The 25,945-nt window shown below is 45.1% G+C and carries 28 protein-coding genes; 27 read left to right on the plus strand and 1 reads right to left on the minus strand.

The annotated features are described in order from the left end of the window. Positions 1 to 59: 59 nt before the first annotated feature. From IEV27_RS10540 to IEV27_RS10670, 27 genes are all read left to right on the plus strand, one after another. Positions 60 to 605 (plus strand): TIGR01440 family protein, encoded by a 546-nt coding sequence (locus tag IEV27_RS10540; RefSeq protein ID WP_188377418.1) that lies wholly within the window; start codon positions 60 to 62, stop codon positions 603 to 605. A 33-nt stretch (positions 606 to 638) separates the two neighbouring features. Next, entirely contained in the window at positions 639 to 1,895 is a 1,257-nt protein-coding gene (gene glyA, locus IEV27_RS10545; protein ID WP_188377419.1) for a serine hydroxymethyltransferase, read from the plus strand. A 226-nt stretch (positions 1,896 to 2,121) separates the two neighbouring features. Next, on the plus strand, positions 2,122 to 2,754 hold the full coding sequence (upp, locus tag IEV27_RS10550) for a uracil phosphoribosyltransferase (protein WP_188377420.1): 633 nt from the start codon (positions 2,122 to 2,124) through the stop codon (positions 2,752 to 2,754). A gap of 10 nt (positions 2,755 to 2,764) precedes the next feature. Beyond that, positions 2,765 to 3,907, plus strand: coding sequence for a non-hydrolyzing UDP-N-acetylglucosamine 2-epimerase (gene wecB / locus IEV27_RS10555; RefSeq protein WP_188377421.1), 1,143 nt, complete (start codon positions 2,765 to 2,767; stop codon positions 3,905 to 3,907). A 210-nt stretch (positions 3,908 to 4,117) separates the two neighbouring features. Beyond that, positions 4,118 to 6,271: a S8 family serine peptidase gene (locus IEV27_RS10560; RefSeq protein WP_188377422.1), complete on the plus strand. Its 2,154-nt coding sequence runs from the start codon at positions 4,118 to 4,120 to the stop codon at positions 6,269 to 6,271. A 209-nt stretch (positions 6,272 to 6,480) separates the two neighbouring features. Next, a complete protein-coding gene (locus tag IEV27_RS10565; RefSeq protein WP_188377423.1) occupies positions 6,481 to 6,699 on the plus strand; it encodes an AtpZ/AtpI family protein in 219 nt (72 codons plus the stop codon). 1 nt (position 6,700) lies between these two features. Further along, positions 6,701 to 7,069 (plus strand): ATP synthase subunit I, encoded by a 369-nt coding sequence (locus IEV27_RS10570; protein WP_188377424.1) that lies wholly within the window; start codon positions 6,701 to 6,703, stop codon positions 7,067 to 7,069. Positions 7,070 to 7,093: 24 nt separating this feature from the next. Next, positions 7,094 to 7,816 carry a F0F1 ATP synthase subunit A gene (atpB, locus tag IEV27_RS10575; protein WP_188377425.1) on the plus strand — a complete coding sequence of 241 codons (723 nt, stop codon included), beginning with the start codon at positions 7,094 to 7,096 and terminating at the stop codon, positions 7,814 to 7,816. A gap of 50 nt (positions 7,817 to 7,866) precedes the next feature. Next, positions 7,867 to 8,079, plus strand: coding sequence for a F0F1 ATP synthase subunit C (atpE, locus tag IEV27_RS10580; protein WP_026799008.1), 213 nt, complete (start codon positions 7,867 to 7,869; stop codon positions 8,077 to 8,079). A 216-nt stretch (positions 8,080 to 8,295) separates the two neighbouring features. Continuing rightward, positions 8,296 to 8,817 carry a F0F1 ATP synthase subunit B gene (gene atpF / locus IEV27_RS10585; RefSeq protein ID WP_188377426.1) on the plus strand — a complete coding sequence of 174 codons (522 nt, stop codon included), beginning with the start codon at positions 8,296 to 8,298 and terminating at the stop codon, positions 8,815 to 8,817. Then, entirely contained in the window at positions 8,814 to 9,362 is a 549-nt protein-coding gene (locus IEV27_RS10590) for a F0F1 ATP synthase subunit delta (protein WP_188377427.1), read from the plus strand. Before atpF ends, IEV27_RS10590 begins: the two co-directional genes overlap by 4 nt. 15 nt (positions 9,363 to 9,377) lie before the next feature. Continuing rightward, positions 9,378 to 10,886 (plus strand): F0F1 ATP synthase subunit alpha, encoded by a 1,509-nt coding sequence (gene atpA / locus IEV27_RS10595; protein ID WP_188377428.1) that lies wholly within the window; start codon positions 9,378 to 9,380, stop codon positions 10,884 to 10,886. A 52-nt stretch (positions 10,887 to 10,938) separates the two neighbouring features. Then, complete coding sequence (gene atpG, locus IEV27_RS10600; protein ID WP_188377429.1) at positions 10,939 to 11,802, plus strand: ATP synthase F1 subunit gamma; 864 nt, start codon at positions 10,939 to 10,941, stop codon at positions 11,800 to 11,802. A gap of 38 nt (positions 11,803 to 11,840) precedes the next feature. Beyond that, positions 11,841 to 13,253, plus strand: coding sequence for a F0F1 ATP synthase subunit beta (gene atpD, locus IEV27_RS10605; protein WP_188377430.1), 1,413 nt, complete (start codon positions 11,841 to 11,843; stop codon positions 13,251 to 13,253). 86 nt (positions 13,254 to 13,339) lie between these two features. Continuing rightward, positions 13,340 to 13,744, plus strand: coding sequence for a F0F1 ATP synthase subunit epsilon (locus tag IEV27_RS10610; protein ID WP_188377431.1), 405 nt, complete (start codon positions 13,340 to 13,342; stop codon positions 13,742 to 13,744). A gap of 703 nt (positions 13,745 to 14,447) precedes the next feature. After that, positions 14,448 to 14,681: a DUF1146 family protein gene (locus tag IEV27_RS10615; RefSeq protein WP_229735136.1), complete on the plus strand. Its 234-nt coding sequence runs from the start codon at positions 14,448 to 14,450 to the stop codon at positions 14,679 to 14,681. 135 nt (positions 14,682 to 14,816) lie between these two features. Then, positions 14,817 to 15,536: a YwmB family TATA-box binding protein gene (locus tag IEV27_RS10620; protein WP_188377432.1), complete on the plus strand. Its 720-nt coding sequence runs from the start codon at positions 14,817 to 14,819 to the stop codon at positions 15,534 to 15,536. Between the two features lie 34 nt (positions 15,537 to 15,570). Then, complete coding sequence (gene murA / locus IEV27_RS10625; RefSeq protein WP_188377433.1) at positions 15,571 to 16,881, plus strand: UDP-N-acetylglucosamine 1-carboxyvinyltransferase; 1,311 nt, start codon at positions 15,571 to 15,573, stop codon at positions 16,879 to 16,881. A gap of 125 nt (positions 16,882 to 17,006) precedes the next feature. Then, on the plus strand, positions 17,007 to 18,017 hold the full coding sequence (gene spoIID / locus IEV27_RS10630; RefSeq protein WP_188377434.1) for a stage II sporulation protein D: 1,011 nt from the start codon (positions 17,007 to 17,009) through the stop codon (positions 18,015 to 18,017). Between the two features lie 261 nt (positions 18,018 to 18,278). Then, entirely contained in the window at positions 18,279 to 19,217 is a 939-nt protein-coding gene (spoIIQ, locus tag IEV27_RS10635) for a stage II sporulation protein SpoIIQ (RefSeq protein ID WP_188377435.1), read from the plus strand. A gap of 377 nt (positions 19,218 to 19,594) precedes the next feature. Then, entirely contained in the window at positions 19,595 to 19,873 is a 279-nt protein-coding gene (spoIIID, locus tag IEV27_RS10640; RefSeq protein WP_188377436.1) for a sporulation transcriptional regulator SpoIIID, read from the plus strand. Between the two features lie 168 nt (positions 19,874 to 20,041). Next, a complete protein-coding gene (locus IEV27_RS10645) occupies positions 20,042 to 21,043 on the plus strand; it encodes a rod shape-determining protein (RefSeq protein WP_188377437.1) in 1,002 nt (333 codons plus the stop codon). 15 nt (positions 21,044 to 21,058) lie between these two features. Then, positions 21,059 to 21,886, plus strand: coding sequence for a flagellar hook-basal body protein (locus IEV27_RS10650; RefSeq protein WP_188377438.1), 828 nt, complete (start codon positions 21,059 to 21,061; stop codon positions 21,884 to 21,886). Positions 21,887 to 21,901: 15 nt separating this feature from the next. Further along, complete coding sequence (locus IEV27_RS10655; protein ID WP_188377439.1) at positions 21,902 to 22,720, plus strand: flagellar hook-basal body protein; 819 nt, start codon at positions 21,902 to 21,904, stop codon at positions 22,718 to 22,720. Positions 22,721 to 22,739: 19 nt separating this feature from the next. Continuing rightward, the gene (locus IEV27_RS10660) at positions 22,740 to 23,012 is read left to right on the plus strand and encodes a DNA-directed RNA polymerase subunit beta (protein WP_188377440.1); all 273 of its coding nucleotides are present in this window, start codon (positions 22,740 to 22,742) and stop codon (positions 23,010 to 23,012) included. A 194-nt stretch (positions 23,013 to 23,206) separates the two neighbouring features. Then, the gene (locus IEV27_RS10665; protein WP_188377441.1) at positions 23,207 to 24,535 is read left to right on the plus strand and encodes an FAD-dependent oxidoreductase; all 1,329 of its coding nucleotides are present in this window, start codon (positions 23,207 to 23,209) and stop codon (positions 24,533 to 24,535) included. Positions 24,536 to 24,538: 3 nt separating this feature from the next. Next, positions 24,539 to 25,624, plus strand: a complete 1,086-nt coding sequence (locus tag IEV27_RS10670) for a class I SAM-dependent methyltransferase (protein ID WP_188377442.1) — start codon at positions 24,539 to 24,541, stop codon at positions 25,622 to 25,624. 39 nt (positions 25,625 to 25,663) lie between these two features. Here the strand turns inward: IEV27_RS10670 and IEV27_RS10675 are convergent, their stop codons facing one another. Further along, a complete protein-coding gene (locus tag IEV27_RS10675; RefSeq protein WP_188377443.1) occupies positions 25,664 to 25,810 on the minus strand; it encodes a lmo0937 family membrane protein in 147 nt (48 codons plus the stop codon). Between the last annotated feature and the right edge of the window lie 135 nt (positions 25,811 to 25,945).

The following is a 25,945-nucleotide window of genomic DNA, read 5'->3' on the forward strand; positions in this document are numbered from 1 at the left end:
TATAGATAAGTGTAACCAGTGAGAAATCAACATTTCAGCAAAAAAAGGAGATGGCCAGGATGGCAGATGTAAAGGCGGTTCAGCAAGATGTAGCTAATGTTGCTCGGCAGCTCCTGGAAACCGGTCATATGAGAGACGGTTTGTTTGTCGTTGGTTGCTCCACCAGTGAAGTAGCAGGTGAAAGGATAGGAACATCAGGAAGTGAAGCGATCGCAGAAGTGTTGTTTGAAGAATGGCGCAAGTTCTCAAAACAATCAGGTGCTGACCTCGCCTTTCAATGCTGCGAGCATTTAAACCGCTCGCTCGTTGTCGAACGGAAAGTTCAGCAAGCTAACGGGTACACAGAGGTGACAGCGGTCCCTGTGTCAAATGCAGGTGGATCGATGGCATCTTATGCTTTTAAACACATGGACGACCCTGTGCTTGTAGAATCCGTTCAAGCCCAAGGCGGAGTCGACATTGGAGATACTCTTATCGGGATGCATTTGAAACGCGTCGCCGTACCGCTTCGTATCGAACAAAAGTCAATTGGCCACGCCCACGTCACGGTTGCTCGAACACGCCCGCCGCTCATTGGCGGCGCACGAGCTATTTATGAATGCTAACAATTGGAATCGGAGAGAGGGGATTTTTTACAAATGGAACATGTAAAACGTTCAGATGAAGAACTGTACAACGCGGTAATGGATGAAAAGAATCGTCAGCAGAACAATATCGAACTAATTGCCTCAGAAAACTTTGTGTCAGAAGCAGTAATGGAAGCGATGGGTTCTGTATTAACGAACAAATACGCGGAAGGCTACCCAGGCCGCCGTTACTACGGAGGCTGTGAGCACGTAGACGTTGCAGAAAACTTAGCGAGAGATCGTGCGAAAGAACTCTTTGGCGCTGAGCACGCTAACGTACAGCCTCACTCCGGTGCACAAGCAAACATGGCTGTTTACTTCACAATTCTAGAGCCAGGTGACACTGTGCTTGGAATGAACCTAAGCCACGGGGGACACCTTACCCACGGAAGCCCGGTAAACTTCAGTGGAACACTCTACAATTTTGAAGAATATGGCGTTGACGAAAACGACGAACGCATTGATTATGATGCCGTTTTAGAAAAAGCAAAAGAAGTAAAGCCTAAGCTGATCGTAGCAGGTGCAAGTGCGTACCCTCGTGAGATTGACTTTGCTAAATTTAGAGAAATTGCAGATGAAGTGGATGCCTACCTTATGGTCGATATGGCTCACATCGCAGGTTTAGTAGCATCTGGTCTTCATCCAAACCCAGTTCCACATGCCCATTTCGTTACAACAACGACGCATAAAACATTGCGCGGACCACGCGGCGGAATGATTTTCTGCGAAGAACAATTCGCGAAGAAAATTGATAAATCCGTATTCCCAGGCATGCAGGGCGGACCGTTAATGCACATTATCGCAGCGAAAGCTGTTTCCTTTAAAGAAGCACTTCAGCCTGAATTCAAACAGTATTCCCGTCAAATCATTAAAAACTCCAAGCAGCTTGGGGAAACACTGACTGAAAACGGTGTACGCATCGTTTCAGGCGGAACGGACAACCACCTGCTGCTGCTTGATTTGCGTGAAGTTGGTTTAACAGGAAAAGTGGCTGAAAAAGCACTAGATGCAGTAGGTATTACGACGAACAAAAATACGATTCCATTTGATCCAGAAGGACCATTTACGACAAGCGGAATCCGTATCGGTACAGCTGCCGTAACAAGCCGTGGTTTCCAAGAGGACGAGATGAAAGAAATCGGTAAATTGATTGCTTTCACACTGAAAAACCACGACAACGATGAAAAACTAAAAGAAGCAGCGGAACGCGTAAGTGAACTTACTTCCCGCTTCCCACTGTACCAATCACTCATGCCAAGCACCCCATAATGAATGTTAAAAGTCTACCTGTAAGCAGGTAGGCTTTTTTTATTGCTTTTCGGTACCAGGTACGCCGAGACAAAACAGCGGTACCTGGTACCAAATTTTATATCGGCGTACCTGGTACCGGTAGCGCCACTACCGCAACGACTTCCCATCCAACATCTTCCCTTGCTCTTTATCGACTTTTTCTGTACAATTATCGGGATGCAAACTATTAAAAGGAGTGACTGACATGGGAAAAGTATATGTTTTGGACCATCCATTAATTCAACACAAACTAACGTACATACGGAAGAGTGAGACAGGCACAAAGGATTTCCGCCAGCTCGTAGACGAAGTAGCTGCTTTGATGGCTTTTGAAATCACGCGCGACCTGCCGCTCGAACAAGTTGAAATTGATACCCCTGTTGTCTCGAACGCCAAAGCCCAAGTACTAACAGGTAAAAAGATTGGTCTAATTCCTATTCTACGTGCAGGATTAGGTATGGTAGATGGGATTATCCAGCTTATTCCAGCTGCAAAAGTCGGTCACGTCGGACTATATCGTGATCCCGAAACCCTACAGCCCGTTGAATATTACGTGAAGCTTCCAAGCGATATCGAAGAACGTGAACTGATCGTCATCGATCCAATGCTTGCTACTGGCGGTTCCGCCAACGAAGCCATCACTTCCATTAAAAAACGCGGCGCACGTCAAATTCGCCTCATGTGTCTCGTAGCTGCACCTGAAGGCGTAGAAGCTGTACAAGAAGCTCATCCTGACGTCGACATTTATCTCGCAGCGATGGACGACAGACTGAACGAAAAAGGCTACATCGAACCAGGACTCGGCGACGCCGGCGACCGCCTATTCGGCACGAAGTAAGGAGACTTCCATGATTAAAGTCATGACCATTTTCGGCACAAGACCCGAAGCCATTAAGATGGCCCCGCTCGTTTTAGAATTGAAAAAAAGGTCAGAGCAATTTGAACCCATCGTCACGGTGACCGCTCAGCATAGACAGATGCTTGATCAAGTATTGAAGATTTTCAGCATCGAACCGGATTATGATTTAAACATTATGAAGGATCGTCAAACGCTGGCCCAAGTCACCACACGAGCACTTACAGGGCTTGACGGCGTCATGAAAGAAACAAAGCCGGACATCGTGCTCGTTCACGGGGATACGACGACAACGTTTGCCGCTTCTCTTGCCGCTTACTACAATCAAATCCCGGTAGGCCACGTCGAAGCTGGCTTACGCACGTGGAATAAATATTCTCCTTTTCCAGAGGAGATGAACCGTCAGTTAACAGGGGTCATGGCCGATTTGCATTTCGCACCGACGAACAAATCACGTGATAATCTGCTAGCTGAACATAAACCGGGTGAGCATATTTTTGTCACGGGGAATACGGCAATCGATGCGTTAAAAACGACAGTCGATGAAAACTACACCTCCGAAGTGCTGCAATCCGTTGGCGAGGACAAACGTCTTGTGCTCATGACGGCACACCGTCGTGAGAATCTCGGCAACAACATGAAGCAAATGTTTCGTGCGATTAAGCGTCTCGTGGAGGCGCACAATGATGTAGAAGTCGTTTATCCTGTGCACTTGAATCCGGCTGTTCGTGAAGTGGCCGATGAAATTTTAGGAAATGACGACCGCATTAAGCTGATTGAACCGCTTGATGTTATTGATTTTCATAATTTCGCGGCCCGCGCCCACCTGATTTTAACGGATTCAGGAGGCGTTCAAGAAGAAGCGCCATCCCTTGGTGTTCCTGTTCTCGTCCTTCGAGATACAACCGAACGGCCTGAAGGCATTGAAGCAGGTACCCTGAAGCTTGCCGGTACAGATGAAGATCACATTTTTAACCTGGCAAATGAACTTTTATCGGATGATGAAAAGCATGAGTCCATGTCAAAAGCTTCAAACCCATATGGCGACGGTCAGGCTTCGGCTCGCATAGCTGAATCGATCCGCTACTTTTTCAAAGAGAGAGCAGATAAGCCTGCCCCGTTTGAAACAGAATAAAATGAAGCATCCAGCCTCTTTTAATAAGAGGCTGGATTTTTTGTTGAGGGAATGAAAGGCTCATAAATTCGGGGAAATTGCTCGCGAACGCTAATATTCGATCAGCCTATACATTCAAACTTTTGCTTAAATCGCTGAACGTCGCCCATAAAACTTCGCATAACTCACCTTCCAATAACACACACTACCGTAAAAAGGAGCCTCTGCGTTATGCCGCTCAAAATCGCCGCGATCCTCATCACAATCACACTTTTAACCGGCTTCAGTCAGCCTGATCCTGACGAAGAAATGACCATCATCCTTGAGCTGAAGGACACACCAGTTTCTACATTTAAAAATCATGTAGCGTCTCGTTTGCCGCGGCTTGAAATCGTCGCTGAATATGAAACGATCTTTAACGGTGTGGCTGTAAAAGGAATGCCGTCTGAGCTTGAGAAAATATCGCGATTGAAGGAAGTGGCCAACCAGTATCCAGTGCAGACGTACACAACACAGGAGGAAGTATTGGCGGAACCTTCTTTGCCGCTTACGACAGATGTCGTGCGGCCAAACACTCCTTACTCAGGAAAAGGAGTGAAGGTGGGGGTCATCGATACAGGTGTGGATTATACGCACCCGGATCTTGAAGGGAATTACCAGGGCGGTTTTGATTTGGTTGATTTTGACGATGATCCGATGGAGACGACTGAAGATGGGGCTACCCTGCACGGAACGCATGTGGCAGGCATTATTGGAGCAGATGGGGAGATGAAAGGAGTGGCTCCTGATGTCGATTTGTATGCGTATCGCGCCTTAGGTCCTGGCGGCATGGGGACGTCGGTACAAGTGATTGCAGCGATTGAAGAAGCTGTAGAAGATGGGATGGATATCATTAATCTATCGCTTGGGAATGATGTAAACGGTCCGGATTGGCCGACGACAAAAGCGGTGGAACGGGCGATTGAGCTTGGGACCACAGTGATCGTTGCTGCTGGGAACGCTGGACCGGATACGTGGACGATTGGATCCCCGGCGACTTCAGAAAATGCGATTACGGTAGGAGCTTCTTCCTTGCCGACTGAACAATCGCTGCTCACCATTTCAGGAGAAGACAGGCAAATTCCGATACGGATTTTACAAGGTTCGAAACCGTGGAATCTGGCAAAAAAATATCCGCTGATTGAGATGGAAGGAGATCAAGTTGAAGGAGTGACGGGAAAAATTGTTCTCATGAGACGAGGGGGCACGAGTTTTGCAGAGAAAGCCCAGCATGCCTATCAAAAAGGAGCAGAAGCCTTGATGATTATTAATCATACGAACGAGCCGCTTCATGGATCAATCGAAGGACTTAACTTGCCCATTCCAGTAGCAGCTGTTTCGAAAGAGGAAGGGGAATGGCTGCTTGAAAAGGGACTCGCTGAAGATCAATGGGTAGATACCGTTACCGAAGAAGTGGATCACGGGATTGCCCCGTTTAGCTCGCGCGGTCCCGTCACCTCATCGTGGAGTGTAAAGCCAGATATTTTAGCACCTGGGGTTAACGTAGTCAGCACGGTGCCAGGCGGTTATCAAGCTTTACAAGGAACGAGTATGGCCGCTCCACATATTGCCGGAGTGGCTGCCTTGTTAAAAGAAGCCTACCCGGAATGGACGCCGCTGGATATTAAACAATCCCTGATGAGTTCCGCGGATCTTTTGCAGCAAAAAGGTGTACCATTACCGCCAACAGAGCAGGGTGCAGGATATGTCGATACGGAAGCGGCGATTCAGCCTGAGCTTTGGATCGATCCGGGGGCTCTCAACTTTGGGCGGATTGAAGAAAACCTTTATCGTAAAAAGGTGAAGCTCACATTTGAAAATAAACGAGATACCACGGAAACCTATCATATGAAGCCGCCCGAGAAACAACCAGGGATCGGCTGGACGATACCGACTTCGTTTCAACTGGCACCTGGAGAGAAAAAAGAACTCTCAATGGAAGTGCACATGAATAAGTCCTTTATGAACGACGGGGTTCACGAAGGATATGTGACTGTTGAAGGAGGAGGAGAGCAATACCATATTCCGTACTTATTCATGGTAGATACGTCGAATTACGAAAAGATTTCCGGGTTAGAGTTATACAAAGATTGGGAAACCGATGCTGATTTAACCTACCGCTTTAACCTAACGGAACCGGTGGATCATTTATCAATCGACCTTTATCGAGCAGGAACGATGCTTCATCAAGGGCAATTGTTGGATCTTGATGACCCAGCGGAAGGATTAAATGAAGGGGAGATTAAGCTGAACATGATCGATGACTATGCCGGGCCTTACTTAGCTGTCGTCACCTTAGAAATCGACGGAAAAACGTATAGTTATCCATTTCCTGTTCAATTGTAATAAAAGAAGAACAGCCTGTTCGGAGGCTGTTCTTCTTTTTAATTGTAAAATGTGACAAAATTATGATAAATGCGTGTCGGACTTTTGTACTTTTGCTCACAAACACATTGACATGATATGACCCCTATTGTATTCTTACATAGTGTGGAATGATAAGGTTTTCATATAAAAACGCATCGCTTTTTTACATATTTAAAAGAGGTGTTGACTTGAAGCACTCACAATTTCCATTTCGATCCCTGTCACTTACAAGTGCAATTGTATCTCAATTAGCAGGTGGGCCGCTTGTTGGTGTTTTTCTAGGGAAGTGGGTGGACAGCCAATTTTCCACAAGTCCACTATTCTTAATCCTGGGCATATTCCTCGGGGTAGGAGCAGGTACATACGGAACGATTCATTTAGTACGAGCGTACACGGGAGACGATTAACTTGGAAGATTATCAGCAGATGATAGCCCGTCAGCGAAAATGGATGTTCTACCTTCTGGCAATTCTCGTTTTAGGTTGGGGTGTGACCCCCTGGCAACCGGTTTTCCTCGGGCTTCTTTTAGGAAGCATCCTTAGTTTTTACAATCTCTGGCTGATGCAGCGGAAGATTCAGAAGTTAGGCGAATCTTCAGCAAACAGCATGAGCACGAAAGGGATTGGCACGTTTACGCGACTTGCATCCGGCGCATTAGCCGTTGTAATCGCCCTTCAGTTTGAAGAATATTTCCATTTAATTTCTGTAGTATTGGGCTTAATGGCAGCCTATCTTGTCATTGTTATAGATTACCTGTTCAACAGAGCAACAGATTAGCATGATGGAAGAGAGGTGAACAGATTGAATCACGAAGCACCGATGTGGGAGGATGCATTTGGGATTCCATGGCTGGATTTCAACTTATCCAACTTATTAATGATGTTTGTTGCTTCATTAATTGTATTCATTCTAGGGGTCGCAGCAACAAGAAACATGCAGCGTAACCCAAAAGGTTTTCAAAACTTCATGGAATGGCTCATTGACTTCATTAAAGGCATTATAGGTTCAAATATGGATTGGCGCACAGGCCGGCTCTTCCTGCCTTTAGGTCTTACCCTTTTTGGCTACATATTTGTGTCGAATATGCTCGGGGTCGTTACCAACGGAGTTGTAGGTCATGATTTATGGTGGAAATCACCAACAGCAGATCCAGGTATTACGATGACGTTAGCTGTCATGGTGATCGTGTTAACCCACTATTATGGGATTAAACTACGAGGTGGTAAAGAATACAGAAAGACATTTGTCCAACCCCTGCCATTCTTATTACCCTTTAAGATCATTGAAGAGTTTTCAAACACTCTAACGCTTGGTCTCCGTCTTTACGGAAACATTTACGCAGGTGAAATTCTACTATCTTTATTAGTAGGACTTGCTACAACAAGTATTCTAGGAACCCTTGGAGCAGCAATTCCAATGGTGGCATGGATGGGCTTTAGTACATTTATTGGTTTCATCCAGGCATTTATTTTCGTTATGTTGACGATGGTTTACATGTCTCACAAGGTGAGCGAAGACCATTAACATAAAAACATAAAAAACTATTTTTACAAAATATGAGGAGGATTTTCATTATGGGTCTATTAGCAGCTGCAATTGCAGTAGGTTTAGCAGCACTTGGTGCAGGTATTGGTAACGGTCTTATCGTAAGTCGTACAGTAGAAGGGATTGCGCGTCAACCAGAATTGCGCAGTGCACTTCAAACAACAATGTTCATTGGTGTTGCACTAGTTGAGGCAGTTCCAATCATCGGCGTTGTTATCGCATTTATCGTAATGGGTCAGTAAAGTTAAAACGGTGGCGAAGTTCATAGTTCGTGAATCTTCGCCTTTCCTTTATGTCTTCTAATAGGTACTACCCAAGTTTATAATAGGAAAAACCTAGGTATGTTGGTTTTTCTGTGATCTGGCATTTTTACTGGTGTCGATAAAGACGCCTCTTTTTATGAGGGAGGCCTAAACCGCCCCTCTTCGCTTTTCTTAGTGTAGAAAGGAGTGACTACTGTGCAAGGTTTGACGACGAACTTAGTCCTGGGAGCCTCAGGATTTGCTGTAGGGGATATGATCGCTCAGCTGGCGTTCTTCATCATTTTACTCGTGCTTTTAAAGAAATTCGCATGGGGACCATTAATGGGCATGATGAAAGACCGTGAAGATTATATCGCCAACGAAATAGAAACTGCTGAAAAAAGCCGTGAAGAAGCTGCGATCCAGCAGCGTGAAGCCGCGGAAGAGTTGAAGAAGACGCGTCAAGACGCGCAAAGCATTATGGAAGAAGCTCGTAAAACAGCTGCACAGCAAGAGCGTGACATTGTTGAATCCGCTAAAAAAGAAGCAGAACGCATTAAGGTGTCTGCTCGTCAGGAAATTGAACAAGAGCGCGATAAAGCTGTACAAGTCCTTAAAGATCAAGTGGCATCGATGTCTGTCATGATTGCATCGAAAGTGATTGAAAAAGAACTGTCTGAGAAGGATCAGCAGGCTCTTATTAATCAATACATCAACGAGGCAGGAGAAGAGCGATGAGTGAGATAATCGTTGCAAAACGCTACGCTAACGCTCTTTTTCAACTCGGACAAGAAAGATCAAAATTAGAACAAATCGAAACAGAATTACGTGCATTACGTGAAATTTTCCAGAAGAATAAAGGACTTGTGAAGTTCCTTAAACATCCACGTTTAGCGGCGAGTCAAAAGAAGCAGCTATTGAACGATTCTTTGCAAGGTTTTTCGAAAGAAACGCTCAACACCCTGATGCTGTTAATCGACCGTCATCGTGAAGAGATTATTTTGGATATGACGGATCACTTCATTCTGAAAATGAACGATATTAAAGGAATTGCAGATGCCACTGTGTACTCTGTAAATCCACTTTCTGAAGTTGAAAAACAACGTATTTCAGAAACGTTTGCACCTAAAGTAGGCAAACAGTCTCTAAACCTGACAAATGTTGTCGATAAGAAGATTCTTGGAGGCATTCGCCTTCGAGTCGGAAATCGCATTTTTGATGGTTCTGTCAGTGGGAAGCTTAACCGTATCGAACGTCAGTTAGTTTCTCCGAATAATAGATGATAGGGGTGAAATGGCATGAGCATCAAAGCTGAAGAAATCAGTGCGCTGATTAAGCAGCAAATTGAAAACTACGAATCAGATATTGAAGTCAACGATGTAGGTACAGTTATCGAAGTTGGTGACGGTATCGCACGTGCTCATGGTCTTGATAATGTCATGGCCGGGGAGCTTGTTGAATTTTCTAACGGTGTCATGGGATTGGCACAGAACTTAGAAGAAAGTAACGTTGGTCTTGTCATTCTTGGACCATATACAGATATTAAAGAAGGTGACGAAGTTCGTCGTACAGGCCGTATCATGCAGATTCCTACAGGTGAGGAAATGCTAGGCCGCGTCGTTAACCCGCTTGGACAGCCAGTTGATGGTCAAGGTCCAATCGAAACGACACGAACTCGTCCAATTGAATCTCCTGCACCAGGAGTTATGGATCGTAAATCCGTAGATGAGCCGCTTCAAACAGGGATTAAAGCGATTGACGCCCTTGTGCCAATCGGCCGTGGACAGCGTGAGTTAATCATCGGTGACCGTCAAACAGGTAAAACATCTGTAGCGGTTGATACCATTTTGAACCAGCACGACCAGGACATGGTGTGTATTTATGTAGCCATCGGTCAAAAAGAATCAACGGTACGTGGTACGGTTGAAACACTTCGCCGCCATGGTGCTCTAGATTATACAATCGTTGTTACAGCGAGTGCTTCTCAACCTGCACCGCTTCTTTACTTAGCACCATATGCAGGTGTTACGCTTGGTGAAGATTTCATGTACAACGGCAAACACGTACTTGTCGTATATGATGACTTATCGAAGCAGGCAGCCGCTTACCGTGAGCTATCCTTGCTATTACGTCGTCCGCCGGGCCGTGAAGCCTTCCCAGGGGATGTATTCTACTTGCACTCCCGTTTGCTAGAGCGTGCCGCTAAGCTAAGTGATGCAAAAGGTGGAGGTTCCTTAACAGCACTTCCATTCGTTGAAACGCAAGCAGGCGACATCTCAGCATACATTCCAACAAACGTTATCTCCATTACCGATGGACAGATTTTCTTGCAATCTGACCTCTTCTTCTCAGGGGTACGTCCAGCGATTAACGCCGGCCTATCCGTATCTCGTGTAGGTGGTTCTGCACAGATCAAAGCGATGAAGAAGGTTGCAGGTACACTGCGACTAGACTTAGCGTCTTATCGTGAGCTAGAAGCATTTGCTCAGTTCGGATCAGATTTAGATAAATCAACACAAGCGAAACTTAACCGCGGGGCGCGTACGGTTGAAGTACTAAAACAAGGACTTCACCAGCCGCTGTCTGTTGAGAAGCAAGTTATGATTATCTATGCACTGACAAGAGGATATCTTGATGAAATTCCAGTAGAAGATGTGACTCGCTTCGAAAGCGAATTCCATAGCTGGTTAGACAATAACCGTAAGGAACTTCTTTCTGAAATTCGTCAAACAGGTAAACTGGGAGCAGAAGAAGATATGAATGAAGCTGTTGAAGCATTTAGCAAAACGTTTGTCGTATCTGAATAAGTAACGACCCGCAAGCGATGCGTAAAATAGCTAGAAAGGGTGGTGAAACAGCGTGGCATCCCTTAGAGATATTAAAGGTCGGATTACGTCAACGAAAAAGACGAAGCAGATTACGAAAGCCATGGAAATGGTATCCGCATCAAAGCTGAACAAAGCCGAGCAAAATGCTAGATCCTTTGTTCCATATAGTGAAAAGATCCAAGAAGTCGTTGCAAGTATCGCAGCAGGCGGCGGTGATGCAAGTCATCCAATGCTTGAAGCACGTGACGTTAAACGGACGGGATATTTAGTCATCACTTCGGATCGTGGATTAGCTGGAGCTTACAACAGTAGTGTTTTGCGAAAAGTGTATCAGCAAATTCGTCAGCATCATAATTCAGCTGAAGAATACACACTGATTACAATGGGCCGAATCGGACGCGACTTTTTCCGTAAACGTAATATGCCAGTCGATAAAGATATCACCGGAATCGCTGACCAGCCAGACTTCGCCGATATTAAAGATATCGCTTCTGAAACGGTTCAACTTTTCACAGACGGTGAGATTGATCAGCTATACATTTATTACAACCACTACGTAAGTGCCATTACTCAAGAAGTAACTGAGAAAAAGGTACTTCCGTTGACAAATTTAAATCCAGAAGGCAAAGCAGGTACAAGCTCTTATGAGTACGAGCCTGATGAAGAGGAGATCCTTGAAGTTCTTCTTCCTCAGTACGCAGAAAGCTTGATCTACGGAGCTCTTCTAGATGGTAAAGCAAGTGAGCACGCTGCCCGTATGACGGCTATGAAGAGTGCAACGGATAACGCCGATGAACTTATTGGTGACCTTTCACTCTCTTACAACCGTGCCCGCCAAGCAGCCATTACCCAAGAAATTACCGAAATCGTCGGCGGTGCAGCTGCCCTCGAATAGGTTTCTTGGACTCGAACAGTAAGTAAGGAGGGAAATCGATGAGTAAAGGACGCGTAACCCAAATCATGGGTCCCGTTGTTGACGTAGCCTTCGACGACGGTCAGCTCCCTGACATTAATAACGCTTTGCACGTAAGTTACGTAGCAAAATCTGAAAACGAAACAAACGTTGACCTTACCCTGGAAGTTGCCCTTCACCTCGGTGACAACTCTGTACGTACCGTTGCCATGTCATCCACTGAAGGTGTGCAGCGTGGAACAGAAGTTACTGACACAGGTGGACCAATTTCTGTACCTGTAGGTGACGTAACACTAGGACGAGTATTCAGCGTACTTGGTGACAAAATCGACCTCGACGAGCCAATCCCTGGCGATGTACGTCGTGACCCGATTCACCGCCTGGCTCCAACTTTTGAAAACCTAGCAACTGAAACGGAAATTCTTGAAACAGGAATTAAAGTAGTAGACTTGCTGGCACCTTATGTAAAAGGTGGTAAAATCGGTTTGTTCGGTGGTGCCGGAGTAGGTAAAACCGTACTTATCCAGGAGTTAATTAACAACATCGCTCAAGAGCACGGCGGTATCTCCGTATTCGCCGGTGTTGGTGAGCGTACACGTGAAGGTAACGACCTTTACTACGAAATGAAAGACTCAGGCGTAATCTCTAAAACAGCGATGGTATTCGGTCAGATGAACGAACCACCTGGAGCACGTATGCGTGTAGCCCTAACTGGTCTTACCATGGCGGAATACTTCCGTGATGAGCAAGGACAGGACGTTCTATTCTTCATCGATAACATCTTCCGTTTCACGCAAGGTGGTTTAGAGGTATCTGCCCTGCTTGGCCGTATGCCATCAGCCGTAGGTTACCAGCCAACACTTGCTACAGAGATGGGTCAGCTTCAAGAACGTATCACATCAACGGATAAAGGATCAGTAACATCCATCCAGGCGATCTATGTACCTGCCGATGACTACACTGACCCTGCACCAGCGACAACGTTCGCCCACCTTGATGCAACAACAAACCTTGAGCGTAAACTATCCGAGCAAGGGATCTATCCTGCCGTGGACCCGCTTGCTTCAACATCACGCGCTCTTGACTCAGACATCGTAGGTGACGAACACTACGAAGTTGCTCGTGAAGTGCAACAAACGCTGCAGCGCTATAAAGAACTACAAGATATCATTGCTATTTTGGGTATGGATGAGCTCTCTGATGAAGATAAGCTTACCGTTGCCCGTGCACGTCGTGTACAATTCTTCCTATCTCAAAACTTCCACGTGGCTGAACAGTTTACTGGACAAAAAGGTTCCTATGTTCCAGTACAAGAAACAGTTAAAGGATTTAAAGAGATTCTTGAAGGTAAGCACGATGACATCCCAGAAGATGCATTCCGCCTAGTCGGCCGCATCGAAGAAGTCGTCGAAAAAGCAAAAGAAATGCAATAAGCATATCATTGCAAGTGTCACTCAGGTGTTCTTTTCATAAGAGCATCTGACACCGGCGCTTATGATCTGCCTTAGGAGGAATAGCTATGAAGACACTAACGGTGAGTGTTGTCACTCCTGATGGCCCGGTTTTAGAAGACGCCTATGAAATGGTTAGCTGTAAGGCGGAAAGCGGGGAGCTTGGTATCCTGCCTGGACACATCCCCATGGTAGCTCCATTAACCATTAGCTCGATACGCCTCAAACAAGAGGGCAGCTCCGAACGCATCGCCGTAAGCGGCGGATTTCTCGAAGTTCGCCCAGATCAAGTAACTATCCTGGCGCAATCAGCAGAGAAGCCTTCAGATATTGATATCGATCGTGCCCGTCGTGCGAAAGAACGCGCTGAGCAGCGCATGGCAAACAAACAATCAGATATCGACTTCCGAAGAGCAGAACTAGCGCTGAAACGAGCCATTAACCGTTTAGACGTAAAAAACAATAACTTTTAAAAAACTGCTTTCATTGAAAGCAGTTTTTTATTATATGGTACCAGGTGCCGAAACGCTGTAAAAAGAGCGAAGCGCCGAATAAGAACTTCGGTACCTGGTACCAGGAGCACTGTCTATAGTAAGAGCTGAAACAAAAGCCATTGATCAATAAGAGTGCAACAGTTGAGTAGCTCAATTGCAGAGAAAGAGCATAAGGGTACCAGGTACCGAAACGCAGTAAAAAGAGCGAAGCGCCGAATAAGAACTTCGGTACCTGGTACCCAGCGCACAGCACATAGTAAGAGCTGAAACAAAAGCCATTGATCAATAAGAGTGCAACAGCGGTTTAGCTCAATTGCAGGGAGAGAGCATAAGGGTACCAGGTACCGAAAAGCTATAAAAAGAGCGAAGCACCGAGTATGAACTTCGGTACCTGGTACCAAAAGCTCCACCAACAGTAAAAGCTACAAAAAAAGCACCACCATCGTCGACAACCACACTTCATCAACCACCTTCATTCGACGGCGGTGTCAGTATTCCCCGGGAAATAAATTATATTGCGCGGGAAATTATTTTTATGGCATTTCCTGCCGTCTAATGATAATTCACGAAATTGTCATATTTAAAGCGCAATCATTCCCAGCTGAGCTGTTGACAATAGATCTATATCATGTGATTCTTGAGTATGTGCGTATTATAGGTAGATGTAAGCGAGGTGGAACTAGTGGATCAATATTTCGTTGAAGAAGCCTTAATGAGTATGACTTCCCACATTATTTTTATCATCATAACGTGGAAGGTGTTACAAGCAGTGAATCTGGATGCTTTCTTTAGAAAGGGACGCATTTTCGAGATTCGAGTATTAATGATACTCATTACAATAGCCATCGCTACTTCAGTAAGCAATTTTTTCTTAGATCTTATTCGATGGTCAAGCAGTATTAGTTATTTATTCTAGTTAAACAATATTGGTCTCAGGTAAATTAGCTTACACTACCCAACAATGTCTAATCGTGTCATCAATTGTTTCGTATGAATCTGACTGAACCCGTTCACACTTGTAACTAAACAAGGAGAAACGGGAGAGATACATATGAAACTACTTATTTTAAGTTTAGTGGCAATGATCGCAATCGGTTCAGGTGTTTATCCTCAGGGAACGGCTGAGGGTTGGAGTAACGTTTCTCCATTAATTGAACTGACGGCCTTTGCTGAGGATGAACAGCTCGACGTTAAAGAATTAAATATAACACTAAAAGAAGAACTAGATAGAACCCAACTTGAACGAACTCAACAACGCATAGCTGACTATTTAGACGTACCTCAAATGAGCCAGGAAAATAATCCAGAAGCAACTAAATATGAATATCACGACGGACAGAAAAACGCTACTATCGTCGAAAGTTTTACCGTGCTCGTGCCAAAAAAAGAAAACAATTCAATTGAGGTAGTTTATACGGTAACGTCCGAGGGTACAACACCACTAGCACCACAAATAATGGAACATTTCACAGATAGAGTAAAACATCAAATGTTCTCAGAGAATGTCACTAATTACTCATTTATTAAAAGTGAATATAGTGGTATTATGGATGAAGTTTTATTCTATCAAAAATTCAAAAGAGCATTCAATATAGCAACGATCGAAGAATCAACCGAAGAAAGCTGGAGCAGCAGATCCGGCTACACATCAAGATGGGGTCAAGCCATTGATTTACCTAACGGTTCGATGAACGTCCAATTCGCTACAAGGAATTTGGGCAATCGGACAACCGTTACATTTGGCACACCTATACTAACTGCTGAATATTAATAATAATGAATATGGACGCGGAGGAGAATGAACCTTGGAAAAAATCATCGTCCGTGGTGGAAGGCAGCTTAAAGGCACTGTAAGAGCTGAAGGTGCAAAGAATGCCGTACTGCCTGTCATCGCAGCAAGTATAATCGCAAGTGAAGGAAAAAGTGTGTTACACGATGTACCAGCATTAGCTGATGTATACACGATTAATGAAGTCATCCGCCATTTAAATGCGGATGTTGACATGAATGGAAGAACCGTTACAGTTGATGCATCTACTGATTTAAAAACAGAAGCACCTATAGAATATGTACGCAAGATGAGGGCTTCTGTGCTTGTATTGGGACCACTTTTGGCCCGGTATGGACACGCAAAAGTTGCCTTGCCAGGCGGCTGTGCAATTGGTTCACGTCCACTGGATCAACATCTTAAAGGTTTTGAAGCAATGGGCGCTGAAATTACTGTAGGCAATGGCACAATTGAAGCGAATGTAGAAGGTCGCTTACAAGGTGCAAAAATTTACTTTGATGTGCCAAGTGTCGGAGCTACAGAAAATATTATTATGGCAGCTGCGTTAGCAGAAGGCAAGACTGTTCTTGAAAATTGTGCAAAAGAACCAGAGATTGTAGATCTCGCTAACTACTTAAATAAAATGGGTGCCCGCATTGTTGGCGCAGGTACAGAAACAATTAAAATTGAAGGTGTCGACAAGCTTTGCGGCGCCACTCATCATATTATTCCTGACAGAATTGAAGCAGGTACCTTTATGGTAGCAGCAGCAATCACTGGTGGAAATGTTTTAGTTCAAGGTGCGATGCACGAGCACTTACGATCTGTCGTAGCGAAGATGGAAGAAATGGGCGTTACTATTCAAGAAGAGGAAGAAGGGTTACGAGTAATCGGACCTGCAAACCTTAAAGCTACCGACATTAAAACGATGCCGCATCCAGGTTTCCCAACAGATATGCAGTCACAAATGATGGCACTAATGCTAAACGCAAGCGGAACAAGCGTCATTACGGAAACGGTATTTGAAAACCGCTTCATGCACGTTGAAGAATTCCGTCGCATGAACGCGAAAATGAAGATTGAAGGCCGCAGTGTTATTATTGAAGGACCTTCTGACTTACAAGGTGCAGAAGTTCAGGCAACCGACCTCCGTGCTGGAGCCGCATTGATTTTAGCAGGCCTCGTGGCGGATGGATATACGCGTGTCACAGAATTGAAGCACTTGGACAGAGGGTACGTTGATTTTGCAGAGAAGCTGCAGCAACTTGGTGCAGACATTGAACGTATTAACGAAGATGAATCTTATCTAGAAGAAGTTGAACCTAGCGAATCAGTATCGACCTTATAATTTATTTATAACGAATGCAATCCTCATCTTTCTAAGATGGGGATTGCTTTTTTTAGTTCTATCAACACCTCTTGATGGATATATTTTTAGTAGAGAGGTCTACTATTGATTCAGGAGGACGAGATATGAACCGAAAGCATCGCATTGGGATCATCACTATGATAAGTATGTTTATGGGCATTCTTCTTATTCCAGCCCTCATCGTCGCACCATTCATCGGAAAAAACGACACATCAACTGTTCAAGAAACGACAACGAACGAAACATCAACGGTCGACATCCCAGCGAGTCTTTCCCCATTTTCAATTAATGTTATGAGGAGTACTAGTGAAAAAGTGGAAGAGGTGCCACTTGAAGATTACGTTGCACGCGTCGTCGCATCTGAAATGCCTGCTAATTTTGAATTAGAAGCACTAAAGGCCCAGGCATTAGCCGCCCGCACGTACATCACTCAACAGTTAACAGATGGGGAACCTTATTCCGAACAAGCCGATGTCACCGACACGACACAGCATCAAGTGTACAAAAATGATGATGAGCTTCGTGAACAATGGAAAGAACAGTACACGAACAATATGAGCCGGATTAACCAAGCCGTTAAGGAGACGGCTGGAGAGATTATTACCTATGAAGAAGAACCCATCACTGCCGCCTTCTTCTCAACAAGTAACGGCTATACGGAAAACTCAGAAGACTATTGGGATAATGAAATCCCTTATTTAAAAAGTGTAGAAAGTCCCTGGGATCAAGACTCCCCTAAATTTTTTGATCAAAAGGTCGTTCCCGTTTCAGAAATTGAAGCAGCACTGAATGTAAAGATTGCCAATGGGTTAGAGAATATAAATCTAGCAAAAACACCAGGCGGCCGAGTAGCTGAACTCTCAGTCGGGGAACAGAAGTTCACCGGGCGAGAAATTCGTGAGAAGTTAAACCTCCAATCCAGTGATTTTACCATTGAACAAAAAGAAGACCACATCATCTTTACGACAAGAGGCTACGGACATGGAGTCGGCATGAGCCAGTACGGCGCCAACGGCATGGCTGAAGCAGGCAAAACCTATAAAGAAATCATCCAGCATTATTACCAAAATACAGAAATCACACCAGTCACAAAACAAACCGCATCCATTTCCTGATGCAGGTGAAAAGAGTGTACCAGGTACGCAGAAAAGAAAAGCAGGTACCAGGTACACCACCTTCAATATCGCGTACCAGGTACATCGATATATCCACTAAAACATAGTAAAGCCGCCCATGTAGGCGGCTTTTTTGTGGTACCAGGTACACAAATTCTCCCTCTCTGTACCTGGTACACAACCACAGTCCCCAATAAAAATTTTTGTAGTCATGTATATATTTCCAAAAAAGCGTTCAGAATGACTCTTGAGGTGATGAACATGAGAGAGGAAGGAAAGAAAAGCGTGACTAAATTAAAGTTTAAACGCTTGATGCGCAAGAAATGGCTGTATCCCGCTTTATATTTAGCGGTAGCCGCGTTGGTGTTGGTTGGAGTCTTTTGGTATCAGCAAAGTTCAAATGATGTAGCTGATCAGCTGAATGAAGGCAACCAAGCAGAAGATGATGTTTTTGTGAACGAGGATGGCGAGGAAGCAGTACCAGTTACAGGGCACGATGAGAATTTGGAAATGCCGGTAGCCAGCGACTTAGAAGCAGCAATCGTCACGAAGTATTTTGACTACGAAGCAACAGATGAAGAACAAGAAAGTGCACTAGTCCTTTACAACAATAAGTACTACCAGAGCAAAGGAATCGATGTCGCAACAAGTGATGGCGAAACGTTTGACGTTACAGCAGCTCTATCTGGAACCGTAACAGAAGTTAAAGAAGATCCACTTTATGGAAATGTCGTTGAATTAACACACGACAATGAGGTAACGACGGTTTACTCCAGTTTAGGTGAAGTCGCTATTCAATCTGGTGACGAAGTGAAACAAGGCGATGTACTTGGACAAGCAGGACAAAATTCTTTCGGACAAGCAAGTGGCGTACACGTACACTTTGAAGTAAGAAAAGATGACCAGCCTGTAAATCCAGAACAATTCTTTGGTCAAGCTGTAAGTTCGATTGAAGCAGCAGAAGCTACGGCAGAAGATGGATCTGAAGGATCCGAGGATTCTGAAGAAGCTACTGAAGATGAGCCAACACCTGAAGAAGAACCATCAGAATCAGATTTTGAACTAGCACCAGAACAGGACGAAGCTCCTGAAGGTGACGGTGAAGGAACTGAGTCTAACGATGCAGGTGAAATGGATGACACTGAAGACCCATCTTTAGACGAAGATAGCTCTTCATCTCGTTCAACAACACAATCGTAAATAGCAAATAGAAACACCATAGCAATACCCACGTGCTAAAAATGGAGGCTGATTCGGCCTCCATTTTTTCGTTTTCCTCTGTTTTTAGGTACCAGGTACGCCAAAGCGGAGTGCCGGTACCAGGTACACAGCAGTGACAGTTCAGTACCTGGTACACAAAATCCCCACTCTGGTACCTGGTACACCAAAACACCCTCTCGGTACCTGGTACACAATTTAGCGCATAACTCCGCGGTTCTAATAATAGAATGAACATAACCGAAGAATCGGTACCATCCAGGGTGATACAACGAGAGCTTCACTACCAACATAGACGCTAAAACCCTATCCCGTCTCACCCCACCCCCTTGGATAGTCAATATCAGGAGGCGAGAGATGTGCATGACTACATCAAAGAGCGAACGATCAAGACTGGTGAGTACATTGTTGAGACAAAAAAGACGGTACGTGTAATTGCGAAAGAGTTTGGTGTATCGAAAAGTACGGTGCATAAGGATTTAACAGAACGACTCCCGGAAATTAACGCTCCTCTTGCGAAAGAAGTGAAGAAAATCCTAGACCATCATAAGGAGATCCGGCATTTACGTGGTGGGGAAGCCACACGTATGAAATACCGTACGATCGGAAAAGATACACCTGCAGAGCCTACTCATTAAATAGTTTTTTCCTCCCGGTTCAATTTTCACCCTTCAAAATGGAACTTTTTTCTTAAGTCATAAGACGAATGATGTAACTTTGTGATAGAATATAGAATTAGATGTGCATTTCTTTACATTCTAACAATCCGAATAGTTTTTCTGATAAATAGGGAGGATCTACTCAAGATGTTTGCGCGAGATATTGGAATTGATTTAGGTACAGCCAACGTACTTATTCACGTAAAAGGAAAAGGGATCGTATTAAATGAGCCGTCCGTTGTAGCTATGGATCGTAATAGCGGCAAAGTTCTTGAGGTCGGCGAAGCGGCTCGACGTATGGTGGGACGTACGCCTGGGAATATCGAGGCTTTACGTCCGTTAAAAGACGGGGTTATTGCTGATTTTGACGTAACCGAAGCGATGCTGCGTCACTTTATTCAAAAAACAAATGTAAAAGGGTTTCTATCGAAGCCACGCATGCTGATTTGCTGCCCGACGAACATTACAAAAGTGGAGCAGAAAGCGATTCGTGAAGCGGCGGAGAAATCTGGCGGGAAAAAAGTCTATCTTGAGGAAGAGCCTAAAGTAGCAGCAATTGGAGCGGGCATGGATATTTTCCAGCCGAGCGGTAATATGGTTGTTGATATCGGTGGCGGGACGACAGATGTTGCCGTACTTTCGATGGGAGATATCGTAACCGCTTCATCCATTAAAATGGCCGGAGATAAATTTGATAGTGAAATTTTGCAATACATTAAGAAAACGTACAAACTTCTTATTGGTGAGCGTACGGCCGAGAACATTAAAGTAGAAGTGGCAACGGTATTTAAAGGATCTCGCAAAGAAGAGATTGAAATCCGCGGCCGCGACATGGTCTCTGGTTTACCGCGCACCATCACTGTAAATTCGGAAGAGATTGAAGCAGCGCTTCGTGAACCGATTCAAACGATTATACAAGCAGCCAAGCAAGTACTTGAGCGCACACCGCCTGAGCTTTCTGCGGATATTATTGACCGCGGAGTCATTATGACAGGTGGAGGCGCGCTTTTGCATGGAATCGACCAGCTATTAGCAGAAGAATTGAAGGTTCCTGTTTTTGTAGCGGAAGATCCAATGGATTGTGTGGCAAAAGGTACAGGCATTATGCTTGATAACATCGACAAAATTACACGTAATAAAATCGGTTAAAAAGGAGCGATCGTCTTGCTGAGAGGATTCAATACGGCGGCTTCAGGAATGATAGCCAACCAACGCATGCAGGAAACCCTATCAAACAACATAGCGAACTCAGACACGCCAGGTTATAAGGCGGATCAAGGAACAATGAGAGCTTTTCCGGAGTTATTGTTGCAGCAAATGGGAGGGGAAACGATTCCGACGAGCAATGGAGGCCTGACCCTTCCGACGCAAAAAGAACTCGGATCTCTAAACACTGGTGTTTATATGCAGGAGGCCGTACCTGACTTTTCTCAGGGCGATTTAAGGGAGACAGGGAATACGACAGACCTGGCTCTCTTAAATGGCAATTTACCGGACGATGAAGGCTTTCTTTTCTTTAACGTACAAAATGCAGACGGCGACGTTCGTCAAACCCGGAACGGTAATTTTACCGTAGATGGAGAAGGGTTCCTTACGACCAACCAGGGCTACTATGTGCTTGATAACGACGGGGGTCCCATTCAAACGGACGGAATGGAATTTATCGTTCAAGAAAATGGCACGCTTGAAATTGGTGATCAAAATGTCCAGCTTGGATTAACGTACTCCTCCAATGCGGCAGATATGGTCAAAGAAGGTGACGACCTTTACACCTCGGGTGATGAGGCGGATCCAGTGGAAAACGCACGTGACGTCGACGGCGTGAATTTTGAAGTGAGGCAACGTCATGTAGAAGGTTCAAATGTGGATCCATCTCGAACAATGACTGAAATGATGAATACATACCGCACGTTTGAAATGAACCAGCGGGCATTAAAAGCCTATGATCAAAGCATGCAAAAAACGGTTAATGACGTAGGTAAACTAGGGTAGTAGGAGGAGTCGACTATGAATCTATCAATGCTGCAAGCTTCCAATACGATGGGCCAACTTCACCATAAGCTTGATTTAATCGGTAACAATATGGCCAACACAAGCACCCCAGGTTATAAAAGCAGACAAGCTGACTTCGCTTCCCTGCTCTCCCAGCAAATCAACAATCAGTCGGATGAGGAAGCAGAAGTAAATCGTTTAACGCCAAACGGCATCCGTGTTGGTTCAGGGGCGAAACTAGCCCATACGAATATTGATCTTACGCAAGGATCATTGGAAGAAACTGGACGCGGGTTAGATATTGCTTTACGAGAAGACAATCATCTGTTTCAATTGCAAGTAGAAACGGAAGAGGGTCCTGAAACACAGTACACGCGAGCGGGGAATTTTTACTTAAGTCCTATGGAAAATGGACAAGTGATGCTCACGAACTCTAACGGCCGTCCTGTGCTTGATGAAAATGAAGAACCATTAACATTTATAGATAATATGGAAGACATCAGCGTGCGGGAAGATGGAGCGATTATGGTGACGCGTGATGGCGTGCAGGAAGCGGAAGGTCAGCTTGGAGTTGTCGAAGCGGTTCGCCCGCGCATGCTTGAAGCCGCTGGGGAAAATCGTTTCCGTATTCCAGAGGAAGCCGCCGCTGCTGCTGATGACATTTTAGTCGGCGCAGATGCACAAGTGGCATCAGGTACACTTGAATCATCAAACGTTGACTTGGCGAAGCAAATGACCGACATGCAAAACGCGCAACGTGCCTATGAATTTAATTCCCGCTCCATCTCAACAGGAGATGAAATGATGGGACTTGTGAATCAACTAAGATCTTAAGGGTAAGGAGAAGCATTCCATGGCTACAGAGGAAAAGAACGTTAAGAAGAAACAGCTTAGACCACAACAGAAGAAAGATAAAAAGCCTAAGGAAAAGCGGACGAAAAGTACTCGTCGACGTCTCCTTCCGATTTGGCTTCGCATTCTGCTTGTTCTCGTACTCAGCGCTGTTGCGCTCGCCCTAGGCCTTATGATCGGCTATGGCATCATTGGGGATGGAGATCCGCTGGATGCGCTTAGCTGGTCGACCTGGCAGCATATTATCGATATCGTAACAGGTGAAACTGAATAAAGGTTGTCCTTTCTTTTTATATATGAAGGGACAAGCTGTTTTATGAATGCACGAGCTCTTTAAAGGGCTTGTGTTTTTTTGTTTAGTGAAGAATCGCTCGTAAACTCATCAACCAATCAAAAGGTTTCCAAACCCTCTTTTTGTGGAACTATTCAGTAATTAGAAAAATGAACAACGGGGGAGGGAAAGCCACGTTGAAAACAGAAGTATTTATCGCCGGAGGAGGCGTGGGCGGACTAGCTCTTGCTGCAAAACTGGCGAGCCGCGGCGTTCACGTAACGATCGCAGAACAGCTTAAATCAAAATCGAACGCTTATAAAGGAGAACTTCTCCAGCCGAAGACGCTCGCGATTCTTGACCGTCTCGGCGTGCTCGATGAAATCGAAGCCAGCGGCCACGTCATTGATCAGCTGCGGTTTCACGAAATCAACATCAGGCCAAATGATGCACCAGAACCGCTGCAGCTTACCGAACTAAACTACAGCCGAGTAGCGAGCCGCTACGATCATGCCCTCATGGTGCCGCATGAAAGGACGAAAGATATTCTACGAGAAAAAGGCAAGGAGTATGAAGAGTTTTTCCATTACCTCCCTGGCGCTCGTTTTCTAGGTTTTGAAGGCGGAATGGCGCAAGTTCGTCATCAAAAAAAGATTTTTCATATTAAAGCGCAAGTGTACATTGGAGCGGAAGGGCGCACATCCCCGACGCGGGATGCGATGAATGTCAGCGTGAAGCGGAAGGATTACAATCACCATTTTCTAACCGTTACCATTCCGCGCCCGGAGACATTTACAAAAGGGAAAATCATCACGACGACGGGCAGCTTCCTCGGATTGTTTCCTTTGCCCAATAATGAAATACGTACCGTTTATTTAATTAAAGCCGGTGAATTTAAAAAAATAAAAGAAAAGGGACTTGAACATCTCTATCGAGCGTACGGCGAACTGGAGCCCGAGCTTGCAGAAACGGTCAAATCACTGGATGACTGGCGGCAGATTCAGCTGATGATTCCATATACGTACCACGTCGATCGCTACTATTCCGGCAACCTTGCCTTAATCGGTGATGCCGCACACACGGTGCATCCGATGGCGGGTGAGGGAATGAACCTTGCTATTCAAGACGCCGATGTCCTCGGTGAGCTGCTCGCCTGGTGTAAAGAGGAAGGCAAGCCGTATCATGAGAACCTTCATTATTATGAAGACGTCCGTAAACCACGTGTTTCATTTTTATTAACATTAAGCCACATGTCAGCGCTCGTCTATTCGTTTCCAAACCCGTGGTGGCGAAAATTGCGTATGCGGGCGGTGCAGCGAATTTACGATGACGACCAGCTTCATGTCAAACAAATGCTCAACATCTCAGGACTTGGACGGTGGAACTTTTCACTAGTTGACCGTGCGATACAGGGGAGTGTCCTTCCCGTCCGTTCGAAACAAATCAGTGATGATAAGCAGCATCAGAAGCTATTTAGTGAAGCGGAAGATTATCCGTGGAGATTTGAACAAAAAGGGAAGGTGTAATGGATGAATGAATGGGTAAACGCTATGCAGGCACGCAAATGGATGAAGAAAAATGAATCGTTTCTACCGGTCTGGCACGCTTATGTCGGCTCCGAACTGCAATTATTCGATTCTTTTAAAAAAGCACGAACGGTAGAATCGGTCAGTGAAGAGACAGGGTATCCCGCTGATTTAATCGGCTCCTGGGTCCGCGTTGGCGTGGCCGTAAAGCATATGAAGCGCCGGCCGAACCAAACCTTTCGCACGTCAAAAAAACGCTGTGCCTCCATCGTAGGCAACAATGCTTCCCCTGGAGTAAAAGCTTTGTTAAAAGAAATCATGGAGCTGCACATGCCGACCTTACTAAACTATCCAGAATACATGAGATCACAGAAGCGCGCACGCTTTGATCATGAGCGGCACGGACAGGTCGTTGCTGAAACGTCTGCCTTACTCGAACACTTCGCGATTAAGAAAATTAAAAAGATGATCCGCGACCGCAATGTCAAAAGCATCGTCGATTTAGGCTGCGGACACGGCGGGTATTTAAGAAAACTGGCGGATGATCATCCGGATGTTGAAATGATCGGCGTCGACCTTAATAAAAACGTAATCATTAAAGCGCGGGAGCAATCCAGAGACTATCCAAATATCCAATTTGAAGTGGGAGATATTAATTCCTGGACGCCGGAAGAAGGCAATGTCGATGTCATTTTACTGCATAACATTTTTCACTACATTCATCCGGACTCGCGTACGGGCTTGCTTGACCACTTAAACAGTTATGTAGCTAGAGATGGATTGATATCCGTTATTACGCCAATTAGTGATACAGAGCACGGCGAAGCCTTTTCCTCTGCATTCAACAGCTTCTTTGTCGCTCACTCGAACCTTTTTGCACTGCCAAATAAGCCGCAGCTGCAAGAAATTTCAGAGTGCTGTCAATTTGAACTGTTTGATCTTGATCCGATCATTAAAGAGGGGTCGTGGTATACATTCTGGCTTAGCCCAAGCGTCCACATCAAAGAGCTGCACCAGCGAACAGGGACGGATGACAATGAGCAGCCAATCCCTGGACAGAAGCATGCTGAGCTGACAAAAACCTCATAAAAAAGCCGTCACCCATGAAGGTGACGGCTTTTCGCATCGTTATGGCTTTCCTCGTCCTCGAACCACTTTCATAATGATAATAATAGCTGCCACAATCAACAACAGATTAATGAGGCCGCCAGCTATATCGAGTACAAGACCGAGTAGCCAAATGATAAGTATGACAATTACTATTGTCCACAGCATGAAGCTAACCTCCTTTTTATCGGTAGTAATGATAAGATTTCCTTAGCTGTAAGATTTGAAACCTTTTTGCGGAAAAATTTTGTCCAAATGAGTCGATACCTTTATAATAGGAGTAGTTTGTACGGAAAGGAGCTT

This window comes from Halobacillus andaensis (genome assembly GCF_014636475.1).
GTDB lineage: Bacteria > Bacillota > Bacilli > Bacillales > Halobacillaceae > Halobacillus_A > Halobacillus_A andaensis.

What these genes read in the sequence shown, in the direction of transcription:
- IEV27_RS10675 (WP_188377443.1), bottom strand. Translation starts at nt 25,810, where the DNA reads ATGCTGTGGACAATAGTAATTGTCATACTTATCATTTGGCTACTCGGT.
- spoIID (WP_188377434.1), top strand. Translation starts at nt 17,007, where the DNA reads ATGAACCGAAAGCATCGCATTGGGATCATCACTATGATAAGTATGTTT.
- IEV27_RS10660 (WP_188377440.1), top strand. Translation starts at nt 22,740, where the DNA reads ATGGCTACAGAGGAAAAGAACGTTAAGAAGAAACAGCTTAGACCACAA.
- IEV27_RS10655 (WP_188377439.1), top strand. Translation starts at nt 21,902, where the DNA reads ATGAATCTATCAATGCTGCAAGCTTCCAATACGATGGGCCAACTTCAC.
- IEV27_RS10560 (WP_188377422.1), top strand. Translation starts at nt 4,118, where the DNA reads ATGCCGCTCAAAATCGCCGCGATCCTCATCACAATCACACTTTTAACC.
- spoIIQ (WP_188377435.1), top strand. Translation starts at nt 18,279, where the DNA reads ATGAGAGAGGAAGGAAAGAAAAGCGTGACTAAATTAAAGTTTAAACGC.
- glyA (WP_188377419.1), top strand. Translation starts at nt 639, where the DNA reads ATGGAACATGTAAAACGTTCAGATGAAGAACTGTACAACGCGGTAATG.
- upp (WP_188377420.1), top strand. Translation starts at nt 2,122, where the DNA reads ATGGGAAAAGTATATGTTTTGGACCATCCATTAATTCAACACAAACTA.
- wecB (WP_188377421.1), top strand. Translation starts at nt 2,765, where the DNA reads ATGATTAAAGTCATGACCATTTTCGGCACAAGACCCGAAGCCATTAAG.
- IEV27_RS10590 (WP_188377427.1), top strand. Translation starts at nt 8,814, where the DNA reads ATGAGTGAGATAATCGTTGCAAAACGCTACGCTAACGCTCTTTTTCAA.
- IEV27_RS10670 (WP_188377442.1), top strand. Translation starts at nt 24,539, where the DNA reads ATGAATGAATGGGTAAACGCTATGCAGGCACGCAAATGGATGAAGAAA.
- IEV27_RS10540 (WP_188377418.1), top strand. Translation starts at nt 60, where the DNA reads ATGGCAGATGTAAAGGCGGTTCAGCAAGATGTAGCTAATGTTGCTCGG.
- atpA (WP_188377428.1), top strand. Translation starts at nt 9,378, where the DNA reads ATGAGCATCAAAGCTGAAGAAATCAGTGCGCTGATTAAGCAGCAAATT.
- IEV27_RS10620 (WP_188377432.1), top strand. Translation starts at nt 14,817, where the DNA reads ATGAAACTACTTATTTTAAGTTTAGTGGCAATGATCGCAATCGGTTCA.
- atpE (WP_026799008.1), top strand. Translation starts at nt 7,867, where the DNA reads ATGGGTCTATTAGCAGCTGCAATTGCAGTAGGTTTAGCAGCACTTGGT.
- atpD (WP_188377430.1), top strand. Translation starts at nt 11,841, where the DNA reads ATGAGTAAAGGACGCGTAACCCAAATCATGGGTCCCGTTGTTGACGTA.
- IEV27_RS10610 (WP_188377431.1), top strand. Translation starts at nt 13,340, where the DNA reads ATGAAGACACTAACGGTGAGTGTTGTCACTCCTGATGGCCCGGTTTTA.
- IEV27_RS10645 (WP_188377437.1), top strand. Translation starts at nt 20,042, where the DNA reads ATGTTTGCGCGAGATATTGGAATTGATTTAGGTACAGCCAACGTACTT.